The 19,220-nt window shown below is 51.5% G+C and carries 13 protein-coding genes and 1 other annotated feature; of the genes, 5 read left to right on the forward strand and 8 right to left on the reverse strand.

Annotated elements, in window-relative coordinates:
- Positions 1-4 precede the first annotated feature (4 nt).
- From C1H71_RS20185 to C1H71_RS20210, 6 genes are all read right to left on the reverse strand, one after another.
- Positions 5-1,069: a hypothetical protein gene (locus tag C1H71_RS20185; protein WP_130108388.1), complete on the reverse strand. Its 1,065-nt coding sequence runs from the start codon at positions 1,067-1,069 to the stop codon at positions 5-7.
- Positions 1,018-2,061, reverse strand: a complete 1,044-nt coding sequence (locus C1H71_RS20190) for an SWIM zinc finger family protein (protein ID WP_130108389.1) — start codon at positions 2,059-2,061, stop codon at positions 1,018-1,020. Before C1H71_RS20190 ends, C1H71_RS20185 begins: the two co-directional genes overlap by 52 nt.
- Complete coding sequence (locus tag C1H71_RS20195) at positions 2,058-3,197, reverse strand: vWA domain-containing protein (protein ID WP_130108390.1); 1,140 nt, start codon at positions 3,195-3,197, stop codon at positions 2,058-2,060. The genes C1H71_RS20190 and C1H71_RS20195 overlap by 4 nt, the downstream gene beginning before the upstream one ends.
- Positions 3,198-5,597, reverse strand: coding sequence for a DUF5682 family protein (locus C1H71_RS20200; protein ID WP_130108391.1), 2,400 nt, complete (start codon positions 5,595-5,597; stop codon positions 3,198-3,200).
- Positions 5,594-6,685, reverse strand: coding sequence for an ATP-binding protein (locus C1H71_RS20205; protein ID WP_374704469.1), 1,092 nt, complete (start codon positions 6,683-6,685; stop codon positions 5,594-5,596). Before C1H71_RS20205 ends, C1H71_RS20200 begins: the two co-directional genes overlap by 4 nt.
- Before the next feature lie 64 nt (positions 6,686-6,749).
- On the reverse strand, positions 6,750-10,403 hold the full coding sequence (locus C1H71_RS20210) for a DUF4132 domain-containing protein (RefSeq protein WP_130108393.1): 3,654 nt from the start codon (positions 10,401-10,403) through the stop codon (positions 6,750-6,752).
- Positions 10,404-10,769: 366 nt separating this feature from the next.
- Here C1H71_RS20210 and tnpA point away from each other — a divergent pair, with 366 nt between their 5' ends.
- On the forward strand, positions 10,770-11,201 hold the full coding sequence (gene tnpA / locus C1H71_RS20215; protein WP_130108394.1) for an IS200/IS605 family transposase: 432 nt from the start codon (positions 10,770-10,772) through the stop codon (positions 11,199-11,201).
- Positions 11,202-11,279: 78 nt separating this feature from the next.
- Here tnpA and C1H71_RS20220 read toward each other — a convergent pair whose 3' ends face one another.
- Positions 11,280-13,253, reverse strand: a complete 1,974-nt coding sequence (locus tag C1H71_RS20220) for a DUF4132 domain-containing protein (RefSeq protein WP_188053800.1) — start codon at positions 13,251-13,253, stop codon at positions 11,280-11,282.
- A 40-nt stretch (positions 13,254-13,293) separates the two neighbouring features.
- Here C1H71_RS20220 and C1H71_RS20225 point away from each other — a divergent pair.
- A protein-coding gene (locus C1H71_RS20225; protein WP_374704445.1) for an IS3 family transposase occupies positions 13,294-14,513 on the forward strand; the annotation gives its coding sequence in 2 pieces (ribosomal slippage) (positions 13,294-13,573 and positions 13,573-14,513; 1,221 coding nt in all).
- Positions 13,569-13,685: a sequence feature (AL1L pseudoknot), on the forward strand. (Overlaps the previous gene by 117 nt.)
- A 534-nt stretch (positions 14,514-15,047) precedes the next feature.
- On the opposite strand, the gene C1H71_RS20230 is transcribed toward C1H71_RS20225, so the two are convergent.
- The gene (locus C1H71_RS20230) at positions 15,048-15,392 is read right to left on the reverse strand and encodes a hypothetical protein (protein ID WP_130108396.1); all 345 of its coding nucleotides are present in this window, start codon (positions 15,390-15,392) and stop codon (positions 15,048-15,050) included.
- 299 nt (positions 15,393-15,691) lie between these two features.
- On the opposite strand from C1H71_RS20230, the gene C1H71_RS20235 reads away from it, so the two are divergent.
- From C1H71_RS20235 to C1H71_RS20245, 3 genes are all read left to right on the forward strand, one after another.
- Positions 15,692-16,495 carry a ParA family protein gene (locus tag C1H71_RS20235; protein ID WP_308418319.1) on the forward strand — a complete coding sequence of 268 codons (804 nt, stop codon included), beginning with the start codon at positions 15,692-15,694 and terminating at the stop codon, positions 16,493-16,495.
- Complete coding sequence (locus C1H71_RS20240) at positions 16,495-17,391, forward strand: ParB/RepB/Spo0J family partition protein (protein ID WP_130108397.1); 897 nt, start codon at positions 16,495-16,497, stop codon at positions 17,389-17,391. Before C1H71_RS20235 ends, C1H71_RS20240 begins: the two co-directional genes overlap by 1 nt.
- A 324-nt stretch (positions 17,392-17,715) precedes the next feature.
- Entirely contained in the window at positions 17,716-19,194 is a 1,479-nt protein-coding gene (locus C1H71_RS20245) for a hypothetical protein (protein WP_130108398.1), read from the forward strand.
- The last annotated feature ends 26 nt before the right edge of the window (positions 19,195-19,220 follow it).

The raw sequence follows: 19,220 nt of genomic DNA on the forward strand, positions 1-19,220 counted from the left end.
ATAGTTAATCAGGTAATATTATGACGTCTTTTACGGTGGACTGTTCTTTTTCATATTCAAATATTAAGTAATACAGTTCAGTTAAATAGTGGGGCATCTGCTCTGGTGCACTACTTTGCAGTGAGTTCAAGGCGCGTTGCAGGCGTTCAGCGCATTCACCTAGTCCATGCTGGCGGAGTTGCTGCGCTCGGTATTGCACTTTTTGCGCAATATTGCTGCCTAAATGAATCAATCCTTGTAGTAGCCATTGGGCGAGTAGGGCTCGGCTTTGTTGTAATAAGTCGTGCAAAGGGGCGAGTGTGGCGTGCTCCTGCCACGATGGCATCTCAATGCTTTGTGCTGTTTGCTGTGCTTGCAGCATGATGACTCGATCTTTGTCGCAGACGGCTATGGGTTCAAAATATAAACGTTCACCATGGCGGTGCGCCCAGCCAGAGATCATGCTGAGCGCGTCATCGTGTAGAATTTTTGCCAAAATATCGATGGCCTGTGGTGCGCAGGCCGAGTAATGCAGACTTAATTCCACTTGATCAAGTTGCTCATCCTCACCGCATTGCAGGCTGGCGCGTAAGGTTTGGCTGCTGGCATCCCAGCCCCATGCGAGGATTTCAGTGACCGGCAAGAGATAGAGCTGGCTAACCACCTGTTGGGGTTGGGCAAAGGCTGGGTCGGCTTGCTGCAACCAGCGTTGCAAGCTTTGTGCATTGGGATGGCGTAGGGGATGTGCGATTTGTTGCCATGCATCGTGCATCATCGGCAAAATATTGCTATGACGAGCGGTGTTGGCGATGCTGAGCGTGCCATTGGCGTGGCGTTTGGCAGCTTGCGTCACAATTTGGCTTTGCATGATTTTATGCAGCGGTTGGCTCAGTAGTCGGCGTTGCAAGATCGGCGTGCTCGGTTCGCTATGTGGCCATTCGTGCTCAATCACCATCAACGCCAAGGTATCGGGATCACAAAAAATAATTTGTACCGATTCGTTTTGATCGTCGCGGCTGAGCTGCGCCCCTAGACTAACTAATCGTAAATGATCCAGCGCGACTTCACCTTGGATGCCAAGACCCAGCAAGTAGGCAGCAGGGGGGGTGTGCTTGGCGCATCGGGCTGACAGGCATAGCGACTGCTGGTCCAGCGCGCTTGTAATTCACACAGTAAGGCCAAGGTGCGCTCCGGATGGGCGCGGCTGGAACGGGCTGCTTGATCCAGCAAGGCTTGTCGCAAGGCGGTCAAACTTTCAAGCACCCAGCGCCATTTTAGGCTCTCGGCGAGTTGTAAAGCCTGAGCAAATAAGGCTTCCAGATGATGGAGTGGCTGGCTGCTGCCTTCTTGCCAAAGTTGCAAGGCAATGGTTTGAATGGCCTGATCGAGGGCCATGGCGGCTTCTGAAGAAAATAAATCGTACGCCGTAGCATTCTGCTGTGGCGGTATGACTGTGACATTTAATTGCGTCCAGTTTTCGGTCGGCGCTTGCGCAAAGGCCATGACAGCTAAGGCGATGTGTTCACAGACTTGTTGATCACTGCAATCGCAGCGCGCATGACTCAAACTGTGACTGGAAAAAAAACGCACACTGCACATGGGTAAATGTGCAGTAGGGGTGGGGCTGTCGCTTTGCCATGCGGTGAGGCGGATTAAGGTATTGGCGGACGCTAAACGATAGGCACGTTTGAGGAGGCTGCTAGGTAATGTTTCCAGCTCGGTTTTAAACAGTGCAGGGCTCCATGTCTCAACAGCAGCTTCGTGACTGGAGGCAGTCGGTTCATTTTCTGCTTCGTTTGCCATGCTGGCTTGGTGTTGATACGCCAACACCATGGTGACGCGATGGCGGCACAAACCATTGGCTGGACAGGTGCAGCGGGCATCGCGCAGTCCTGCACCAGCGGGCAAGGTGCTGATATGACCATCGCTATAGCGAGCAATCAGTTCACCATTTTCACTGTTCAGTTCGGGTGATTTGCCCTCACTAAGGTCTTTTTGTGCTTTTTTAACAAAACCTGCATTGCTTAGCGCGATTAAAGCTTCGCTACTGAGAGCTAATAAATCGGGGCGAAGCGCGTTCATTGTTGTACCTTTTCAGCCAGCCATGCTGCCAATTCACCGGGTGTCATGGCCCCGATATGTGCGCCGACATTGACTAATTGCTGCGCCATGTCGCGGTCGTAATTGGGCTTGGCAGCCGAATCGAGTGCGGCAAGACCGAGCACCGTGCAGCCTGATTGCACCATGCTTTTGCTCAGACGAACTAATTCGTGCGGGCTGCCACCCTCATAAAAGTCGCTCACCAACACCACAATGCTGCGGCGTGGATTGTGAATGAGCGATTGCGCGTAACGCATGGCCTTGGCGATGTCCGTGCCGCCACCTAATTGCACTTTCATCAATAATTCCACTGGGTCACTGACATCGGCGGTGAGGTTGACGAATTCGGTATCAAAGGCGATCAGATGCGTGCGCATGCCTGGTAATTGCCATAAGCAGGCGGCCATCACCGCCGAATGAATCACCGAATCGACCATCGAGCCACTTTGATCGATCAATAAAATAATATCCCATTGCTCGGTGTGCCGTTTACTGCGGCTCATGAACAACGGGGTTTCGATATACAGTTTTTTATGCTCGGGATGCCAGCGGTGTAAATTGGCGCGCAGCGTGCGTTTAAAGTCAAAATTACTCGCTACCGGCCGCAACGATGGGCGACGTCGATCCCGCGTGCCGCTAAAACTTTGCCGCACTTCGCGGGCTAGTTTTTCCATAATTTTCTGAACCACGGCGGCAACGATTTTGCGTGCTGCCGCCAATACTTCGGGATTCATCAAATGTTTGGTGTGCAGCACCGCGCGCAGTAATGATTCCGATGGCTCAATACGGGACAGCACATCCAGATTGGTGACGACTTCCACAATCCCAAAACGCTCAACGGCATCACGTTCCAGCCGTTCGATCACTTCTTGTGGAAACAGCGTATGGATGGTGTTGACCCAATCGGGAATTGTCAGTTGCGAAGGATCTAGCGTTGCCCCGCGCTCGCCCCGCGCCGCGCGATCAGGATCGCGGCCGTACAGCCATTCCAACGCCGCATCGGCAGCCATCGCTTCGCCGCTTAAATTGCCTAATTGGGATTGAGCCGCTTCGCCGAGTAATAAACGCCAGCGTTGTAGATTATTGGGTATCTTAAGGGCGGTATTGTTGTTATTCATCTAGCTGCATATACCTTGCATTTTTTTATCATCAGGCGCTAGGCACAAACCCCAGTGCCGTAAGCGTTGCATAGCTTGTTGTTCTAATAGCTGCTGTTTGGCCAGCGCCACGGGATCGATATGGAATCGGGCGACTAACTCACCTGCGCTCACACCATGTACGCCTTGTTGTGTGAGCACTAAGCGCGCCAATGTGCCACGCTCGCGACTGGGTAGCCAGCTGAAGGCGGCGCGCATGGCGGGGAGCGCCAGCACAAAATCCAAATCATCAAGTTGGCCTATCAATGCATCCAAGGCTTGAATAAAACGCGGATTTTCAGCCAGTTCATGTCGAGCCAAAGCCAATAAACCTTGCAAAGCATCGCCTAAATGCGCGGCGGTTAGCGTAGCCAATAATGCAATCGCTTGATCTAAAACGCGGTCGTCGTCTTGAGCCGCATATTGATTCACGCTCAATAAGCAGCCCAAGGCCGCGCCGCGACTGAGTGCCGCCGCTTGCAGATGCGCGGCTTTGCGTTGCCAAATGGCTAATGCGCGGGCATGCGGTAATTGCGACAATTCTGCATTATTAAGCGCCAGCGCATCGCGGATTAAATGCCGCAAGGCTTGCCAAGTGACAAGGTGATCGCTTTGATCCGCAATGGCAACGGCCGAATGATCTTCGGCCAGCCACAGCACACGATCCAAGGCCGTGTGCAGCAATTGCAATAAGGCGGGTGCTTGCGCCATGCCCAGTTCATGGCCGTGCCGATACAGCGCATGGCACAAACTCAAGGTACTGCCCAGCGCATCAAATTGCGGCTCTTGCGTGATGGCATTTTGCAAGCGGCTCAGCAAGGCAGGATTAAAGTCAGACAAACCCGCCATCGCTGCGGTATTGAGTAATTGCGCTAAATCAGCACTTTTGCTGTAGCCCGAAGCCAGCTCGCTGAGCTTGGCCAGTGCTGCCGCTTCAAGACTTGCGCCGTAAATTGCCGCTTCGATCAAGGCCGATTGTTGTTCAAACGGTTGGCTTAATGACCATTGTTCGCTGCGTTCACCCGACATCGCCCAATTGGGGCCTGTCGTGCGCTGAAATCCGGGAATTTGCAAAATGCGTAGCCGATGCAAAATCTGGCTACGTTGCCGCTCGGCTGGCGTCAGCAAGGATAAATTGAGTGCTTGGGGTGGCATTAAATCATGCGCTGCAAGCTCGGCGTAGACTGATTTTAGCAAGGGTGGCTGTGGCGTATTCGCGGCTAGTTTTCCGGCTTGATCACCAGCAAGTACATCCATAATTTCGACCAGAATCGGTTCGGTGCAACGGCGCAAGGGGCCGCGATACGTCCATGGTAAGGGCGCATCTAATGCATCTTTAATTAAACTGCCCGCCAAGCCATCCAACCAATCGCAGCGCAAAGGCGAGCTATGGCTGCGTAAGCGTGCTAAAGCGTGGGTGCGGACATGCACCGCTTGTACATCAGCCGTGGAGGCGGGGAGTTTCTTTTGCCGCAGCCGCTGCATCACGTCGCGTAATAATTGCTCACCCGCGCCAGCGAGTTGATGCTGCCAAATTGCTTGCTGGAACGAGGGCGACGGCATCCCAGATGCATAGCCTTGAAAAGCATCCAGCCGTTTATAGGTGTAGGGTATTAGGTATGAGCCGCTATGGATTTCCATATCTTGTTCATCAGCCAATACCTCTGCTAGATGTTCTGCCAATTGCGGAAGTTCTGGTGCGCTGCTGGGCAAGAGCTGTGGCGTACATTGTGGCCAGATGCGAGCCAAAGCTGGCGCATGATAGCCGCCGCACACCACGATCACTTTGCCAAATTGCTGCGCCCACGCAATCCAGCTCGACATCATGGCCTCACGTTGTTGGTTGCCTGTGCTGCCAGCGCTGTCGCCGCGCAGATGGATGAAATACTGCTGCAGGCGGTCAGCCAAATCATCGCTACTGCAATCGCCTTCAAACAAATGCTCCCACAGCGCATCGCGGCCTTCGATGCCCAATTGGCGACTTAGCTCAAACTCGTACTGCTCGGCGCGGGCTTCTTGTTCGGCGTCGGCCACATCGGCGTAACGATTACTGACCTCGGCAAAAGCATCGTGCCAGGCGGGTAAATCGATAAATGCCAGCTGTGCGCCAGCGGCACGTCCCTCATACAAAGCTTGCCATTCGGGCGAATGCTCGGCCAGTGGCGACCATGAGGCGCGGCTGAATTTCGAGCCGATATTGCAATAGCTATAAATCGCCAACGGCAGTTGATGGCCTAAAAATAGCTCATCCAAGCGCGGATTAAAATCGGCTGGGCCTTCGATCAGCACCCAAGCTGGCGATTCGCGCCGAATCCGTTCGGCCACCAGCCGTGCACAAGCGGGGCTGTGGTGCCGAACGCCAATAATCTCGACCGCGCTCATGGCAGACGGTGACGCGCAGTGTAATACGCTTGCCAATGTTCGCCACTACGCCGGTTGATTTTTTGCTCAAAATAACGCTGTAATTTATTGCGATCATCTTGATGATCTTTCACTACCGTACCCGCAATGCAATCGACCAAATCGGCTGGCGTACCCGTTCTTTGCTCTAAAAACCATGCTCGCACGCCAACGGCATGTGCGACATTGACCGCTTCGGCGGTGGACATCACTGCCGTGAGTTTATCCATGCTGTTGTCGCCCGCTGCTTGCTGCGTACTGCCGCGTAAATCGCGGAAGGTGGTGACAAGTAATTCCAGTACCGATTCTGGCACGGTATGCGGAATGCCACTTTGTGCGAGTAGTTTGGCCGAGCTGGCCGACACCAAGGCCAATTCCTGCGCGAAATCCATAATCGGGAACACCGTTTCAAAATCAAACCGGCGCTTCAATGCCGCGCTCATTTCATTGACGCCGCGGTCGCGGGTATTGGCGGTGGCAATGATATTAAAACCGGCGCGCCCATACAGCATGGCGTGTTCACCGCTGAGTTCAGGGATCGCCATCACCCGATCCGACAACATCCCTAGCAAGCAATCTTGCACCTCCAATGGCGCACGGGTGATTTCTTCAAAACGCACAATCTGCCCCAGCTGCATGCCCTGATACAAGGGCGCTGGTACCAGCGCTTTGGGGCTAGGGCCTTCATTAATCAGCAGGGCGTAATTCCATGAGTATTTAATTTGATCTTCGCTAATCGACGCGCCGCCTTGGATGGTCAGGCCCGAATTACCCGAAATCGCTGCCGCTAATAATTCGGATAGCATCGATTTCGCGGTGCCCGGTTCACCGACTAACATCAAGCCACGGCCCGTTGCCAGTGTCACCAACATCCGTTCAATCGCCGCCACCGGAGCGACCATCTTGGCGCTGATCTTTAGCTTGGCATCACCCAAAATGAATTTGCGCGCGGCATTCAAGCTCATTTGCCAACCCGGTGGCCGTGGTGATGAATCACTATCCCGCAAGCGCGCCAATTCATCGGCATAGGTCATTTCGGCAGGCGGGCGCTGTAAGTTTTTCTGGTCCATGATTTTCTCTATTAAGGGTCTTCTTGTGTGGCTATTTATTAATATTGGTTGTGTAGATAGACCCTTACTGAGTTAGCATCTCTAATTCATGGACTAATTCACTACTGGTAATCGCATCGAGGCTACCAAATGGGATCACTTCATTTATATTGCGATTTAAACTCACTTTTTCTACGGTTTGTGTTTCACCCGCCTCCCGTGCGAATAAGGGCACACCGGGAGAAATATCGAGGCGAAGTGATACCCCATTTTGCAATGGAAGGACGAAATCCTGATAGTTCATGTTCTCCACTGAGCCGTGTATCCACGCTTTATTGGTTAAACCCAAGGCGCGACCAGAAGGCGTGGTTTTGCCATTCCAGCGCAATAACACATTGCTGGCTGCTTCTTCGGCGTTGAGTCGGTAAACGGGGCGCGACAGTTGCGGGAAGGGTTGCAATAACTCGTAGTCGGCAAACAATTGACCAAAAGCGGCTAAGTCCTCTGCGCTGATATCCAGCGGATGTGGCAAGCCAATGCATATTTCGCCTTCTGGCAGGGTCAATGCATCATCTTGTGCATCGCTGTAACTGGCATCTTCAGCTACACGGAATAAGCACAGTGGCGTATCATCGTTGATGGGATACACTGCCCAAACCAGTCTTTGTACTAAATGACGAATGAGTGGATGCTGCGCCAGAAATTCAGCAAACACCGCCACAGGCCAGCGCCGCCGTTGGCACATGGCTTGCTCTAAGCGGCGAATTTGTTGGCTGGCGATGGTTTTGACGTCTTTTTTCAACCCTTTGAATTGTAGAGTGGCTACTTTGGCCATTGCCTCATCATCGGTCTTGCGGGGTTTGGGCAGATCAGCCAAACGTAGCCCTTCAGTATCACGAACAAAGGGTTTGAGCGTCTCATCAAAGCTCAGCGTGAAATGCCGAGGGCCAAAATCTAAACGCAAACTGCCATTTTGATCTAAGCCCATATCGGGCGCGAGGCGGTCTTCCATTTCGGCAACGGTGAGTCCTCTTTCCTCGGCAATCTGGGCGATTTTCTCTTTGGCACGCTCCTGCATGGTTTTTTTCTTGCAACTGAAGGCGATGCTATTAATTTGCAGTAGCGCGACATCGGTGCCGATCTGAGTTAGCATGTCCAGCCCAGCAATGGCGCGCACCCAAATCGAATCACTTGACCATTGGCGCACCAAGGTACCCAATTTGCGTGTAGTTTCATCATTCGCATATGGCGCGAGGTGTTGAAAAATCACGCTGTCTTTCGATGGCGAACCACCGGTAAGCCAGTTTTGAAAGGCATCCCAGATAAAATCAGCCAGTGAGTCGCGGGTGCAGGCGGCACTGACTTGATCCAAGCCCGCATAACGACCTCCCGCCAAAGGAAAGCGCAACATCGTCGCCAAATGCTCCGCCGCGCTGTCGGGGATCGCCTTGCCATTGCTGGCCAACACCGGACGTCGCCAGCTGCATGGTTGCCAGTAAGCGGGCATCTTGCTGATTTTGCTCGGGAAGCGATCAAGCGGGTCTTCGCTGATGAATGCTTCAGCCGCCGCCATGACATCGTCAGATGAATAGCGTGCCGCACACTGCCGGATCAGCTCGGCATAGCCGTGTTCTCTTAGTAGACGCAGCGCTAAACGGGCTTCATCTTGCGCTTCGCTTTGCGTCCCTAGCGCAGCAGGGAGTAGCGCTGTGATGCTGTGTTCGGGGAAATTGAGCAGCCATTGCTGCCCCAGCTCGCGCTGGCTTTTCACCTTGCCTCGGTATTTTCTAGCCATTATGGCGGCCAACTCAAGTGCGCCAAGGTAGAGTGTCACGGGCAACAAGGCACTATTGGGTTGGGTGACGCGTTTGAGTAGACCGGGTAAGGCGCGCAAGCCATAGACCGCCATTGGATAGGGCGTGTCAGTTAGTCTGTATGGCGTATATTCATTCCATAACCATAAGGCTTGTTCGTCACTGAGTAGGGGCAGGGCATAGCTACTAATACGCGACACTACATCTTTCGCTTCCATGCGGAGCGCTAGCTCGGGTATATCACCAGCGTTGAGTGCCTCGAGCAAGTGTTGGCGCTTTTTTTCGTTACTCAGACGGATGCTGTCCGATCGGGTTTCATAAGGACGAAAGCCTAGCGCCGCCAAAATGCTTTCTGGTGAGGTGTTGTCGATGGCCTTTTGTGCCCATTCAAAATCGGTTGATCCTCCCCAGTAGTGTTCGTTGTAGCTTGGGCAGCTTAAAAAACGTTGTTTTGCTTGTGCGTCCCAGCGCTCAATGGGGTCGAGTGGCAACACATCCAGTGTGAATACGGGCATTTCGCTACGAGTTTGTTGACTCAGCCATGGTGGGTTGGCCAGTACGGCAGGCAATTTCTCGTTGGCGGCGAACACTTGTTTCGCTGCCGTCGATTTGCTGCGCTGCAATAGGAAGGTATGCGCTTCTACGCTAATCCACGCTTGTAATTGCGTGGCGGCATCGGCGTTTTGTTGCAAAAGTTGGTCCAACAGATCGCGCCATTGTTTGGCATACGGTAGTTTTTTGTCAGTCTTTGTGCTGAGTAAGTCGGCTAAAACGGCGATAGCGGTCAAAGGCCAGCGTTGGCACGCCTTACTAAAATGTTCAAGGGCAGTATTATCCTGTCCAGCTCGCTCGGCCAAACTACGCAGTACCAAAGGATGATTGACCGTTCCCAGCCAGTTCCTCACGGTCGTTTCGTCATAGTTGCGGATGATTTCGGGCAGCGCGTCCATTCCCAGTTGCTGCACCAGATTGGGCAGCCAGGTTGACCAGTTGGTCGGCACACCAATGACGCCATGCGTGCGTAACAGTTGTGAGAACCCATCGTACAGTATGTAAAACGCCTTGCTGGTGCGTAAAGCTTGTACGGTTTCCCTGTCCGGTGCGATGGTCAGCAAGGGGGTGAACCAGTGAGCAATTTTTAGGGGACTTTGGCATAGCGCTAGCGTTTCGGCTTTCACCCAGTCGTGGCAATCGGGCAGCAGCCACAGCAGATAGATGCGATGGAGTACATGCTGGCTGTCAAAAGCAGCCTGTATCTGTTCGACGCAACGCAGCCAGACTGCTTCATCGGCTTGGGCCAGCGCGCAGCGTAGCGTCAGATCGCCGGTCAGCACATTGAGCAGGCTGGGTTCGTAAGTATTACTCTGAGTCACCGCCTCGTAGAAAAATTCGCGGCTGATGCTCACGCTATCATTTTGCAGCTCCAGCCGAAAGCGAAGCGCCTGTAACACAATGCCAAGCGTGCGCTCGTAGCCCAGAGTGGCCAATAAAAACTGGCTACACAGACGAAATAGCTCGATGGCACTCATGCACACTTGCCAAGCGGCGACTGCATTGATGGTCGAACTGTCCCAGCCATGGATTGGTGCTGATTGCAGTCGCGCCGACCACTGCATGGCGCGGCGCAGTAGGATGGCATAAGCTGCATCGCTGGCAGGAGCGGGTTCAGCTTGCTGCAATAGCGCCGTCGCTTCGTCAAAGGCGGTCGCCAGTTCATCCGAGGGATGCTGGTGCTGCCAGCTGGCGGGGTCGTGTGCCAGCAAGGTTTGCCGGAACGATTGCCATGCTTCGTGGGCATTCAATTTGGCCGTTTTGCCAGGATTGCGCCGGCTGGGCAGGATGGCTTCAGCTTGTTTTTTCGTTAGCGGTAGCTCATCCGTTTCGGATAGCCATGGTTGGGTATTGTTCTCTGTGCTCTTATTCATAATGGCTAGCTGCCTATACCTGTTAATTGTTGGGCGTTTACAAATTTGGTGTTGATGCGTTAAAACATAGGCAGTTGTAACTTAATTAAATCCTTTTTCTGTGAGCTATGCACTTCCCCCTTGACGGGGGAAGGCTGGGATGGGGGTGTTGAGCCTAAAATGCACTCCGTAGCATCACCCCCTCCCTAACCCTCACCCGTCAAGGGGAGGGAATGCTGCGACTCAAAATCATTCATCAACACGTAATCAGAACAGACCCTAGTTTAATGAGGTAAACCCCCGGCTCTGCCGGGGGACTCACCAAGGTTTGACCTATACGTCGGTCGCTTTGAAACTTCTATCTCGACCAAAAGAAGGCGTTTCAAAGTGAAAGAATATCAAAGTTTGAGCCACACGAGATGGGACTGTAAATGTCACATCGTGTTTATTCCAAAGCGGCGCAAGAAAGTGATTTATGGCGCGTTGCGTAAGCACCTCGGAGAGATATTCCGTGAGCTGGCAAAGCAACGGGAGTGCCTCGTTGTTGAGGGCCATTTGATGATTGACCACGTGCATATGTGCTTGAGCGTGCCGCCAAAGCATTCGATATCGAATGTCGTTGGGTTTATTAAAGGGAAGAGTGCTATTTCAATTGCACGTCAGTTTGGTGGGCGGCAACGAAATTTCACGGGAGAGGTATTTTGGGCTCGAGGATATTTTGTATCGACAGTTGGATTGGATGAAGAGATGGTTCGATCCTACATTCGTAATCAGGCAAAAGAGGATGATCGTTACGATCAAATGAAGCTAGGCCTCTAGCCGCCTTTAGGCGGCTCCTGATTTACCAGCGCCTTCGAGGCGCCCCAGCAATAAACCTCCGGCTTTGCCGGAGGTAATTTAATTGTTTAGATGGTAAAGATCACGTAGTAATTCGCTTAGGACGATGGCATCCAACTGTGCTGCGGCAACAGGCTGACCTTTGTTTTCCAGAGTCAAATGATCGAGTTGATGGCGCAGGGTTTTATCGGCGACGGCTAAAGAATACGGCGGTTCAAAATGCAGTTCAGCATGACAATCGGCGCTGAGTTGGGTGCGGTAGCTGCCGATTTCCCCGCTAAAATTATTCCCTTTTTCCCAGCCTCGGCTTTCCAAACCACGTAGGGCATTGGTCGGCACGGCCTTATTCAGCGCCTCGGTCACTGCCGCATCCGCATTGCTAGCGCGGAAGACTTCTCGACTGAGTTGGGCAAAGGGCTGGATTAGTTGGTAATCAGCAAACAGTTGGCTCAAGCTCGCGACGATGGCGGGCACCAGATTGAATGGATGAGCTAACACGATGACAGCAGTGGCAGGCAGGCTGATGGTGTTGTCGCTCGCATCGGTGTAGCTCAGGTCTTCCGCCACGCGGAAAGTCTGCATGTGTTCGCCTGCGCTGTAGGCCCACACCAGTCGGCGCACCACATGCTGCAATAGCGGGTGCTGCACCAGTGTGCTTTCGAAAATTTCGCGTTCCCAACGCCGCTGCTGACACATCGCGCGTTCTAGTCGCTTGAGTGTTTGATCGGCCAGTGCTTTAACATCGCGTTTGAGTGCTTTGAATTGACGCTGTGCTTCGCTGGCGCGGTATTCGTTATCACTGCCATTGGGCTTGGGCAAATCGGCCAGCCGTTTCCCATCGCTGTCGTACACCACCGGTTTGAGTAGCTCATTAAAACCAATGTGGAATTGGCGCGGACCGAAATCCAGCATGAGCCCACCCGCCGCATCCAGCCCCAGATCGGGCGTGATGCGCTCGGCCAGCTCGTCGGCGGTCAGGCCGGCGTTGTCGGCCAGCTCCTGCATTTTTTGCTGGGCTGCCAATTGCAGTGGTTTGGATTTCACCTTCTGCGCAATGCCGTTCAGTTGTAGCAACGCATAGTTGCTGCCAATTCGCACCAGTACATCCAGCCCTGTTTGCGCCCGTGCTAGCAAGCCTTCTGTGGGCCATGTGCGAATCAGCGGCACCAGCTGACGCACCGTCTCATCCGTGCCCAGCAACCCTAGAGCAGTAAAGGCCCAACTCTCCTTGGCGGGTACGCCAGCGTAGTAGTCCCATTGCTGAAATACATGCCAAGCAAACTCGGCTAGACTTTCGCGCTGGCAGGCGGCTTTAACCTGTTCGATACCGGGGTAAACGCCTTCGGTCATCGGGAAACGCAGCATGCTGCCCAAGTGCTCCAGTGCCGAATTGGGCAGCGGCGTGCCATCCAGCAGTAGTGGTCGTGGCCAAAGGTGTGGTAGCCAGAATCCCGGTGCCTTGCTGATTTTAGCGGGGTAGCCATCCAGCGGGTCGGCGTCGAGCATGGCCTGCACGGCCAGATTCACTGCCTTCTGCTCGTAGCGGGCCGCAACTTGGCGGATCAGTTCAGTATGGCCTTGGGCAACCAGCAGGCGCAGTACGGTGACAGCGGTATCGCGGGCGCTACCCGCTTTGCCGAGTGCAGCCGGTAATAGGCCGGTGATGGCGTGTTCGGGGAATTTCAGTAGCCAGTTGCGGGCGTTGGCGCGCACTGTTTTTATTTTGACATAGGCTTGCGCAATGGCTGGGGCTAGCACACTCCAGCCAAAGTGCTGCGCTATGGCAATACCGCTTTCCGTGCGACGCTCAACGGCCGCCAGCAAACCCTGCAGCCCTTTCAGGCCGACTTTCGCCATAAAAAAATAGTCGAAGAAATCATCGTAAGCAGCCAAGGTCGGCCAAACCGCTTGCGCCATGTCCTCCGGCAGCAGTAGCAGGCAGTAGGAATGCGGGACTATTTGGCGGCTGAGATCGGACGCCTTGTAGGCTAGATAGGCGGCGCATAAACCGGCGGCATCGTTGGTGAATCGCACCGGGTTTCGCGGAGGCTCCAATTCTTGAGAGAATGGCGCCATGAAGAAATCAACTCACTTTTCCCCCGAAGTCCGTGAACGAGCAGTTCGCATGGTCATTGAACACCTTGCTGAATACCCATCCGAATGGGCTACCCTCGTTTCAATTGCCAGCAAAATAGGCTGCACGCCCGAAACACTGCGCACATGGTGCCGTCGACAAGGCGGCGATACCGTTCAAGCCAACAAAAATTCAGCAGAGAACGAACGAATCAAAGCGCTGGAACGAGAAGTACGCGAACTTAAAAAGGCCAATGAAATTCTGCGCCTAGCCAGCGCGTATTTCGCACAGGCGGAGCTCGACCGCCGCTTGAAATCGTAAGGTCATTCATCGATTCCCATCGTGGTCAGCACGGGGTCGAGCCGATCTGCAAACTGTTACAGGTCGCTCCGTCTGCCTATCGACGTTATGTCGCTCGACAGCGCAATCCCGCGTTACGTTGCCAACGTGCCATTCGTGACGAGCAACTGAGCGGTGAAGTTACGCGCGTCTGGCAAGAGAATCATCAGGTGTATGGTGCCGTCAAAGTCTGGCGGCAACTCAAGCGCGATGGGCATCTTGTGGCGCGGTGTACCGTTGAGCGTTTGATGCGCAGCCTAGGTTTGCGCGGAATATCGCGTGGTAAAGCGGTGCGCACGACACGCCCAGACCCTGCCGTTGCTTGCCCACTCGATCATGTGAACCGACAATTTGTCGCCGAACGACCGAATCAGCTCTGGGTTTCGGATTTTACCTACGTATCGACTTGGCAAGGCTTCGTGTATGTGGCGTTTGTGATTGATGTATTCGCTCGGTATATCGTGGGCTGGCGAGTGAGTCGCAATATGCAAACCGAGTTTGTGCTGGATGCGTTAGAGCAAGCCCTTTGGGCGCGGCAACCGGAGCGAGAAGCGCTGATTCATCACAGCGACCGTGGATCGCAGTATGTATCGATTAGATATACCGAGCGATTGACTGAAGCAGGCATCGAGCCATCGGTTGGTACGACCGGCGACAGTTACGACAATGCACTCGCTGAGACGATTAACGGACTCTACAAAGCGGAAGTGATTCATCGTTTGGGGCCTTGGAAAAGCCTAGAATCTGTGGAGCTAGCGACATTAGAATGGGTTTCGTGGTTCAATCACCATCGTTTGCTTGGGTCGATTGGTCATATCCCACCTGCGGAAGCAGAAGCAAATTATTATCGTAATCAAAGCGAGCAGGCCATGTTGGTCTGACTCAAACCAAACAGCCTCCGCGAAACCCGGTGCGATTCACTAATAAGTATTTCCACATTTTCTCATCACTAGGGTGTGGCGTTGAACGTCGGGGCTAGCAAAAACTCCACCAAATCACCCTGAGCTTGACGCCCCGCCTCAGGCCCCAGGAAAAGGGTGTCCAACATTTACACAAGAAGATGACCTTTAAATTTACACCTCAAAATGAGCTCTTGACGTCATTACCTCAAAAATAGGCATTTTTTTTGCCAAATGGCATTTTTATTAGGGTTTAGGTGAAAATTTATTGTTTTCATAAGATAAAAGTCAATTCGATCCATTACCTCAAAAACGCCTCCATTTTTTGACAACCGCCAAACATCACACAAGAAAATCAAAAGAACGCCTCCTTTCGAAAAAAACTAAAAACATTGAGCTATTTCACAACTGCTCATTTCCTCGCAACAAATGCATAGCAAATGCTTAATTTTTAGGGGAAAAAAAATGGAAATACTCTTTTTGGACGGTCAAAGGAAAATATATTCGCTAATCTACTTAATTTTGATGTCCTTTTGATGCCTTCTTGATTTCCATTGATATCCTTTTGATATCCTTTTGATATCCTTTTGATATCCTTTTGATATCCTTTTGATATCCTTTTGATATCCTTTTGATATCCTTTTGATATCCTTTTGATATCCTTTTGATATCCTTTTGATATCCTTTTGATATCCTTTTGATATCCTTTTGATATCCTTTTGATATCCTTTTGATATCCTTTTGATATCCTTTTGATATCCTTTTGATATCCTTTTGATATCCTTTTGATATCCTTTTGATATCCTTTTGATATCCTTTTGATATCCTTTTGATATCCTTTTGATATCCTTTTGATACCATTCTGACTTCCATTGAAACCCGTTGATATCTTTTTGATACTTATTTTATGTCCTTTTGATACTACTTTAATTACCACACCTCACAGGCAAAGCGGTCACTCCTCTTTAAGGAAGATAAGCCTGCAAAACAGGAATACCCGCGCACAAAACAGCAGCTGGTTCATCCTGCCCAATAATGAAAAACAACAAAACATGTACAACTGTAGCAACTTGCTACACTTTCTTTACTCGTAAAACTCACCGTGTACAGCGTAAATTTTCTAGTGTATCGTGCACAAAAATCATACATAGTGAACACAGATGAGCGACATTTCGACCAAATGGATTGCCGTTGCCAACCATAAAGGGGGCTGTGGCAAGACGACTACCGTGGTTAATTTAGCTGCGGAGTTTGCCCGTAATGGCTTAACGGTTTTGGTGGTGGATTTAGACCCACAAGCCAATGCCAGCATGCATATTGGCAAAAAGCACCCCAGCGAAGTGCCGGTGACGTGTGCTGAGCTGCTTTTATCTGAAATTGAAAAATTGCCCCAAGCTATTTATGACGACACCAATATTGAGGGTGTCTCACTCATTTATGGCTCGTTGGGGCTGGGCCGAGCGGAGGATGATTTAAAAGACGATACGCCACGGCCATCAGAAGAATTACGCACCAAGCTTGCGCCGCTTGAAGGCATCTACGATGTGGTGCTTATCGATTGCCCGCCCTCTTTAAAACTGCTCACCAGCAATGCGCTGGCAGCAGCCACCCATCTTATTATTCCAATTGAATCCGGGTCGCAATACGGTTTGTATGGCGTAACGGATTTGCTCAAGCACGTTAATAAAATTCGTAGAGTGAATCCGCGGCTGGAGCTACTGGGGGCTTTGCTGATCAAGCACGATGAGCGCCAAACCGTTTGTAAGCTGATTGAAAACGCGGCTCGTGAGCAGTTGGGCAAGCTTATCCCCATCAAAATACCGACCAGCACCAAAGTGAATCAGGCCGCTATGGCGCAGACCAGCTTGCATGTTATTGATCGCACCGCAAAAGTAACGCGCGAATTCAAAGAGCTGACGCAATATATTATGAATGAGTTAAATATGAAGGCAGACGTAAAATAATGGCCAAAGATCTAAAAGCACTGCTCGCAAAAAAACTGGCCGAGAACAGCCAACGCCACGCTGATGCCCAGCAAGAAACAGATTTTGATGCAGGCAGGGAGCACACTCGGCTGGATGTGGCGCTGATTGACCCTAACCCGTATCAGCCCCGCAAAGCTTTCTTGCAAGATGAGCTGGAAATGCTGGCCACTTCGATTCAAGAATCGGGCCTGCTGCAGCCCGTATCCGTACGCCAGAACGGGGATCGCTATCAGCTGATTGCTGGTGAGCGCCGGCTGCGTGCGCACAAGTTACTAGGCAAAGTATCGATTGAAGCCATTATTATCCCGATGCACGATGCTGAAATGGCGGTCATGGCGCTAGCCGAAAACGTAGACCGTGCTGATCTATCAGACTATGAGATTGGCAAAGCCCTGCGCCAGATTGAGCACCTGTTCCCTAGCAAAACACGCTTGGCAGAATCAGTGGGGATCAACCGCGAAGATATGTACCGCTACTTCGCTTTTGAAACATTACCCGAGCATATTCAAAACAGCCTTGAAAAAAATCCACGCCTGCTTTCCCGCGCTGCGGCCGCCGATGTCCGCCGCGTTTTGCAAGGTGTTGACGAAGTGCTCGCGCTGGTCGTGCTTGATGATGGCTGGCAACAATTAGAGCGGGGAGAGCTGGAGCAATCCAAGCTGGCCGCTTGGATAAGCCGCGAAATAAAGATCAGAACCCACACAGATAGCGATCCGCACGAGCGCGCATTGCCTGTTGATTTTTCTAAAGCAGGGAAAAAACTAGGCACTTTAGTTTGCGATCATAAGCACCTCACCATCAAATTGCAGCGGCAAGCGCTCAGTAGCGCGCAAATTACCAAGCTGGAACAATTCCTGCATAAGCTCATTGGTTAAATACATACAGCAAGTTACTATGGCCGCTTGCTTATTAACATAACGCAGCGGCGATCATCACGGTGTAGCAAGTTGCTACACCGCTCTGCAATACCCACACCTGAATCTGCACCAGATTCATGCCTGCCGCTAAGGCCGTTTATACTGATCTACACCCAGCGTGTGCGCATCTTTCACCATATCACCCTAGCTTTGCCATAATGGCCTTGCCACCCACGCCTTGGCTCCAAGGCGAAATACCCCTTCATCAAATCCAAATACTGAACAGACGGCATTCGCCAAGCGGACAGCTTGGGTGGTCCCCCCTCGTTTTCAGAGCAAAACATGAACAATTCTAATCCCACAAAATCTAGATCCACCCTCCGTGAGCGCTTTCAGGCAGGAGACAAGCCCAGCCAAAGCGACTTTTCCATGATCTTTGACCAGACCATCCATCAGCAAGAAGACAAAATTGTTGCGATCAAAGAAAGTGGAGGGGTATCACTGACCATCGGCGAAAACGATAAAGATAAATTACTGGTCAAAAGTGCTACCACCTTTGAAAAAGACTTAACCATAGGCTCCGTGGCTACAGATGGAAGCGAGCTAGGCTCGCTGTTGGTCAAAAATGACGCCACCTTCAAAAAAGGTTTAAGCGCTGACTCCGTAACCATCAACGGAATCGGGCAAGGCGCGCTGCTGGTTAAAGGCGGGGCTACCTTTGAAAAAGACTTAAGCATAGGTTCCGTGGCTACAGATGGAAGCGAGCAAGGCAAGCTGCTGGTCCAAAATAACGCAACCTTTAAAAAAGGTTTAAGCGCTGACTCCGTGACCATCAACGGAATCGGGCAAGGCGCGCTGCTGGTTAAAGGCGGAGCTACCTTTGAAAAAGACTTAAGCATAGGTTCCGTGGCTGCAGATGGAAGCGAGCAAGGCAAGCTGTTGGTCAAAAATGACGCCACCTTTAAAAAAGGCTTAACCGCCAGCTCCATAACTATTGGCGACAACACATCAGGTAATCTGCTGGTCAAAAGTGATGCTACTTTTGAAAGAAACTTAATAAGCAAAACTTTAACCATCGGCAACGGCACAACGATCGGTCAAGTCATCAACACAAGATTGGGAAGTACGGAAGAGGCAAACAGCACCCTGGCCACGGTTCAGGCCATTCGCGAATATGTAACAGATAACGCAGTGGGGCTCACCCAATATGACAACGCAGAAGCGGTTGTCACTGCAAACCTGCCCATCAATGACGGTGCCAACGGATATAAAGGAATACCCGGCAAAGACGCAAGCGTCGATAACGTCAAGCTAACAGAAGGAAATCTTGTTCTTTTAACGAATCAAGCAAATAAGACACACAATTGCTTATGGAAAATAAGTGTGGGGCTTTGGGATAAGCAAGAAAACCCACAAACAGGTAGCGCTGTTTTTATTAAACAAGGGGATATCAATGGCGGCACCTTATGGATTATGAAAAGCACCGATATTGCTAACCCCCAATGGGTACGCAGAGCCGATCTGGATTACTTGAAAGCTGGCGCTGGGCTTAACAAAGAAGGGCAAACTTTATCTTTAAAGAAACCAGAGAATAGTGGCTTAATTTGTGACGAAAAAGGCGTCGCAATTCATTTAAAAAAAGGTGTAGGTGATAAAAACATCAGTGGATTAATTTGCGACAACAGTGGCTTGGCTCTCAACATCCAGCAACTTTTTGTTTTTCTTGATGAGGCCTCTGACACCCCAGACAACATACAAAAAAAAATAAAAGAGCATCTGACTGCAGGCGCCATCTTAGTCGGCACTTATAAAGTGAGCTAACCATGAGCCTATTCATCCCGTCATCA

The organism is Iodobacter fluviatilis, assembly GCF_004194535.1.
Lineage (GTDB): Bacteria > Pseudomonadota > Gammaproteobacteria > Burkholderiales > Chitinibacteraceae > Iodobacter > Iodobacter fluviatilis_A.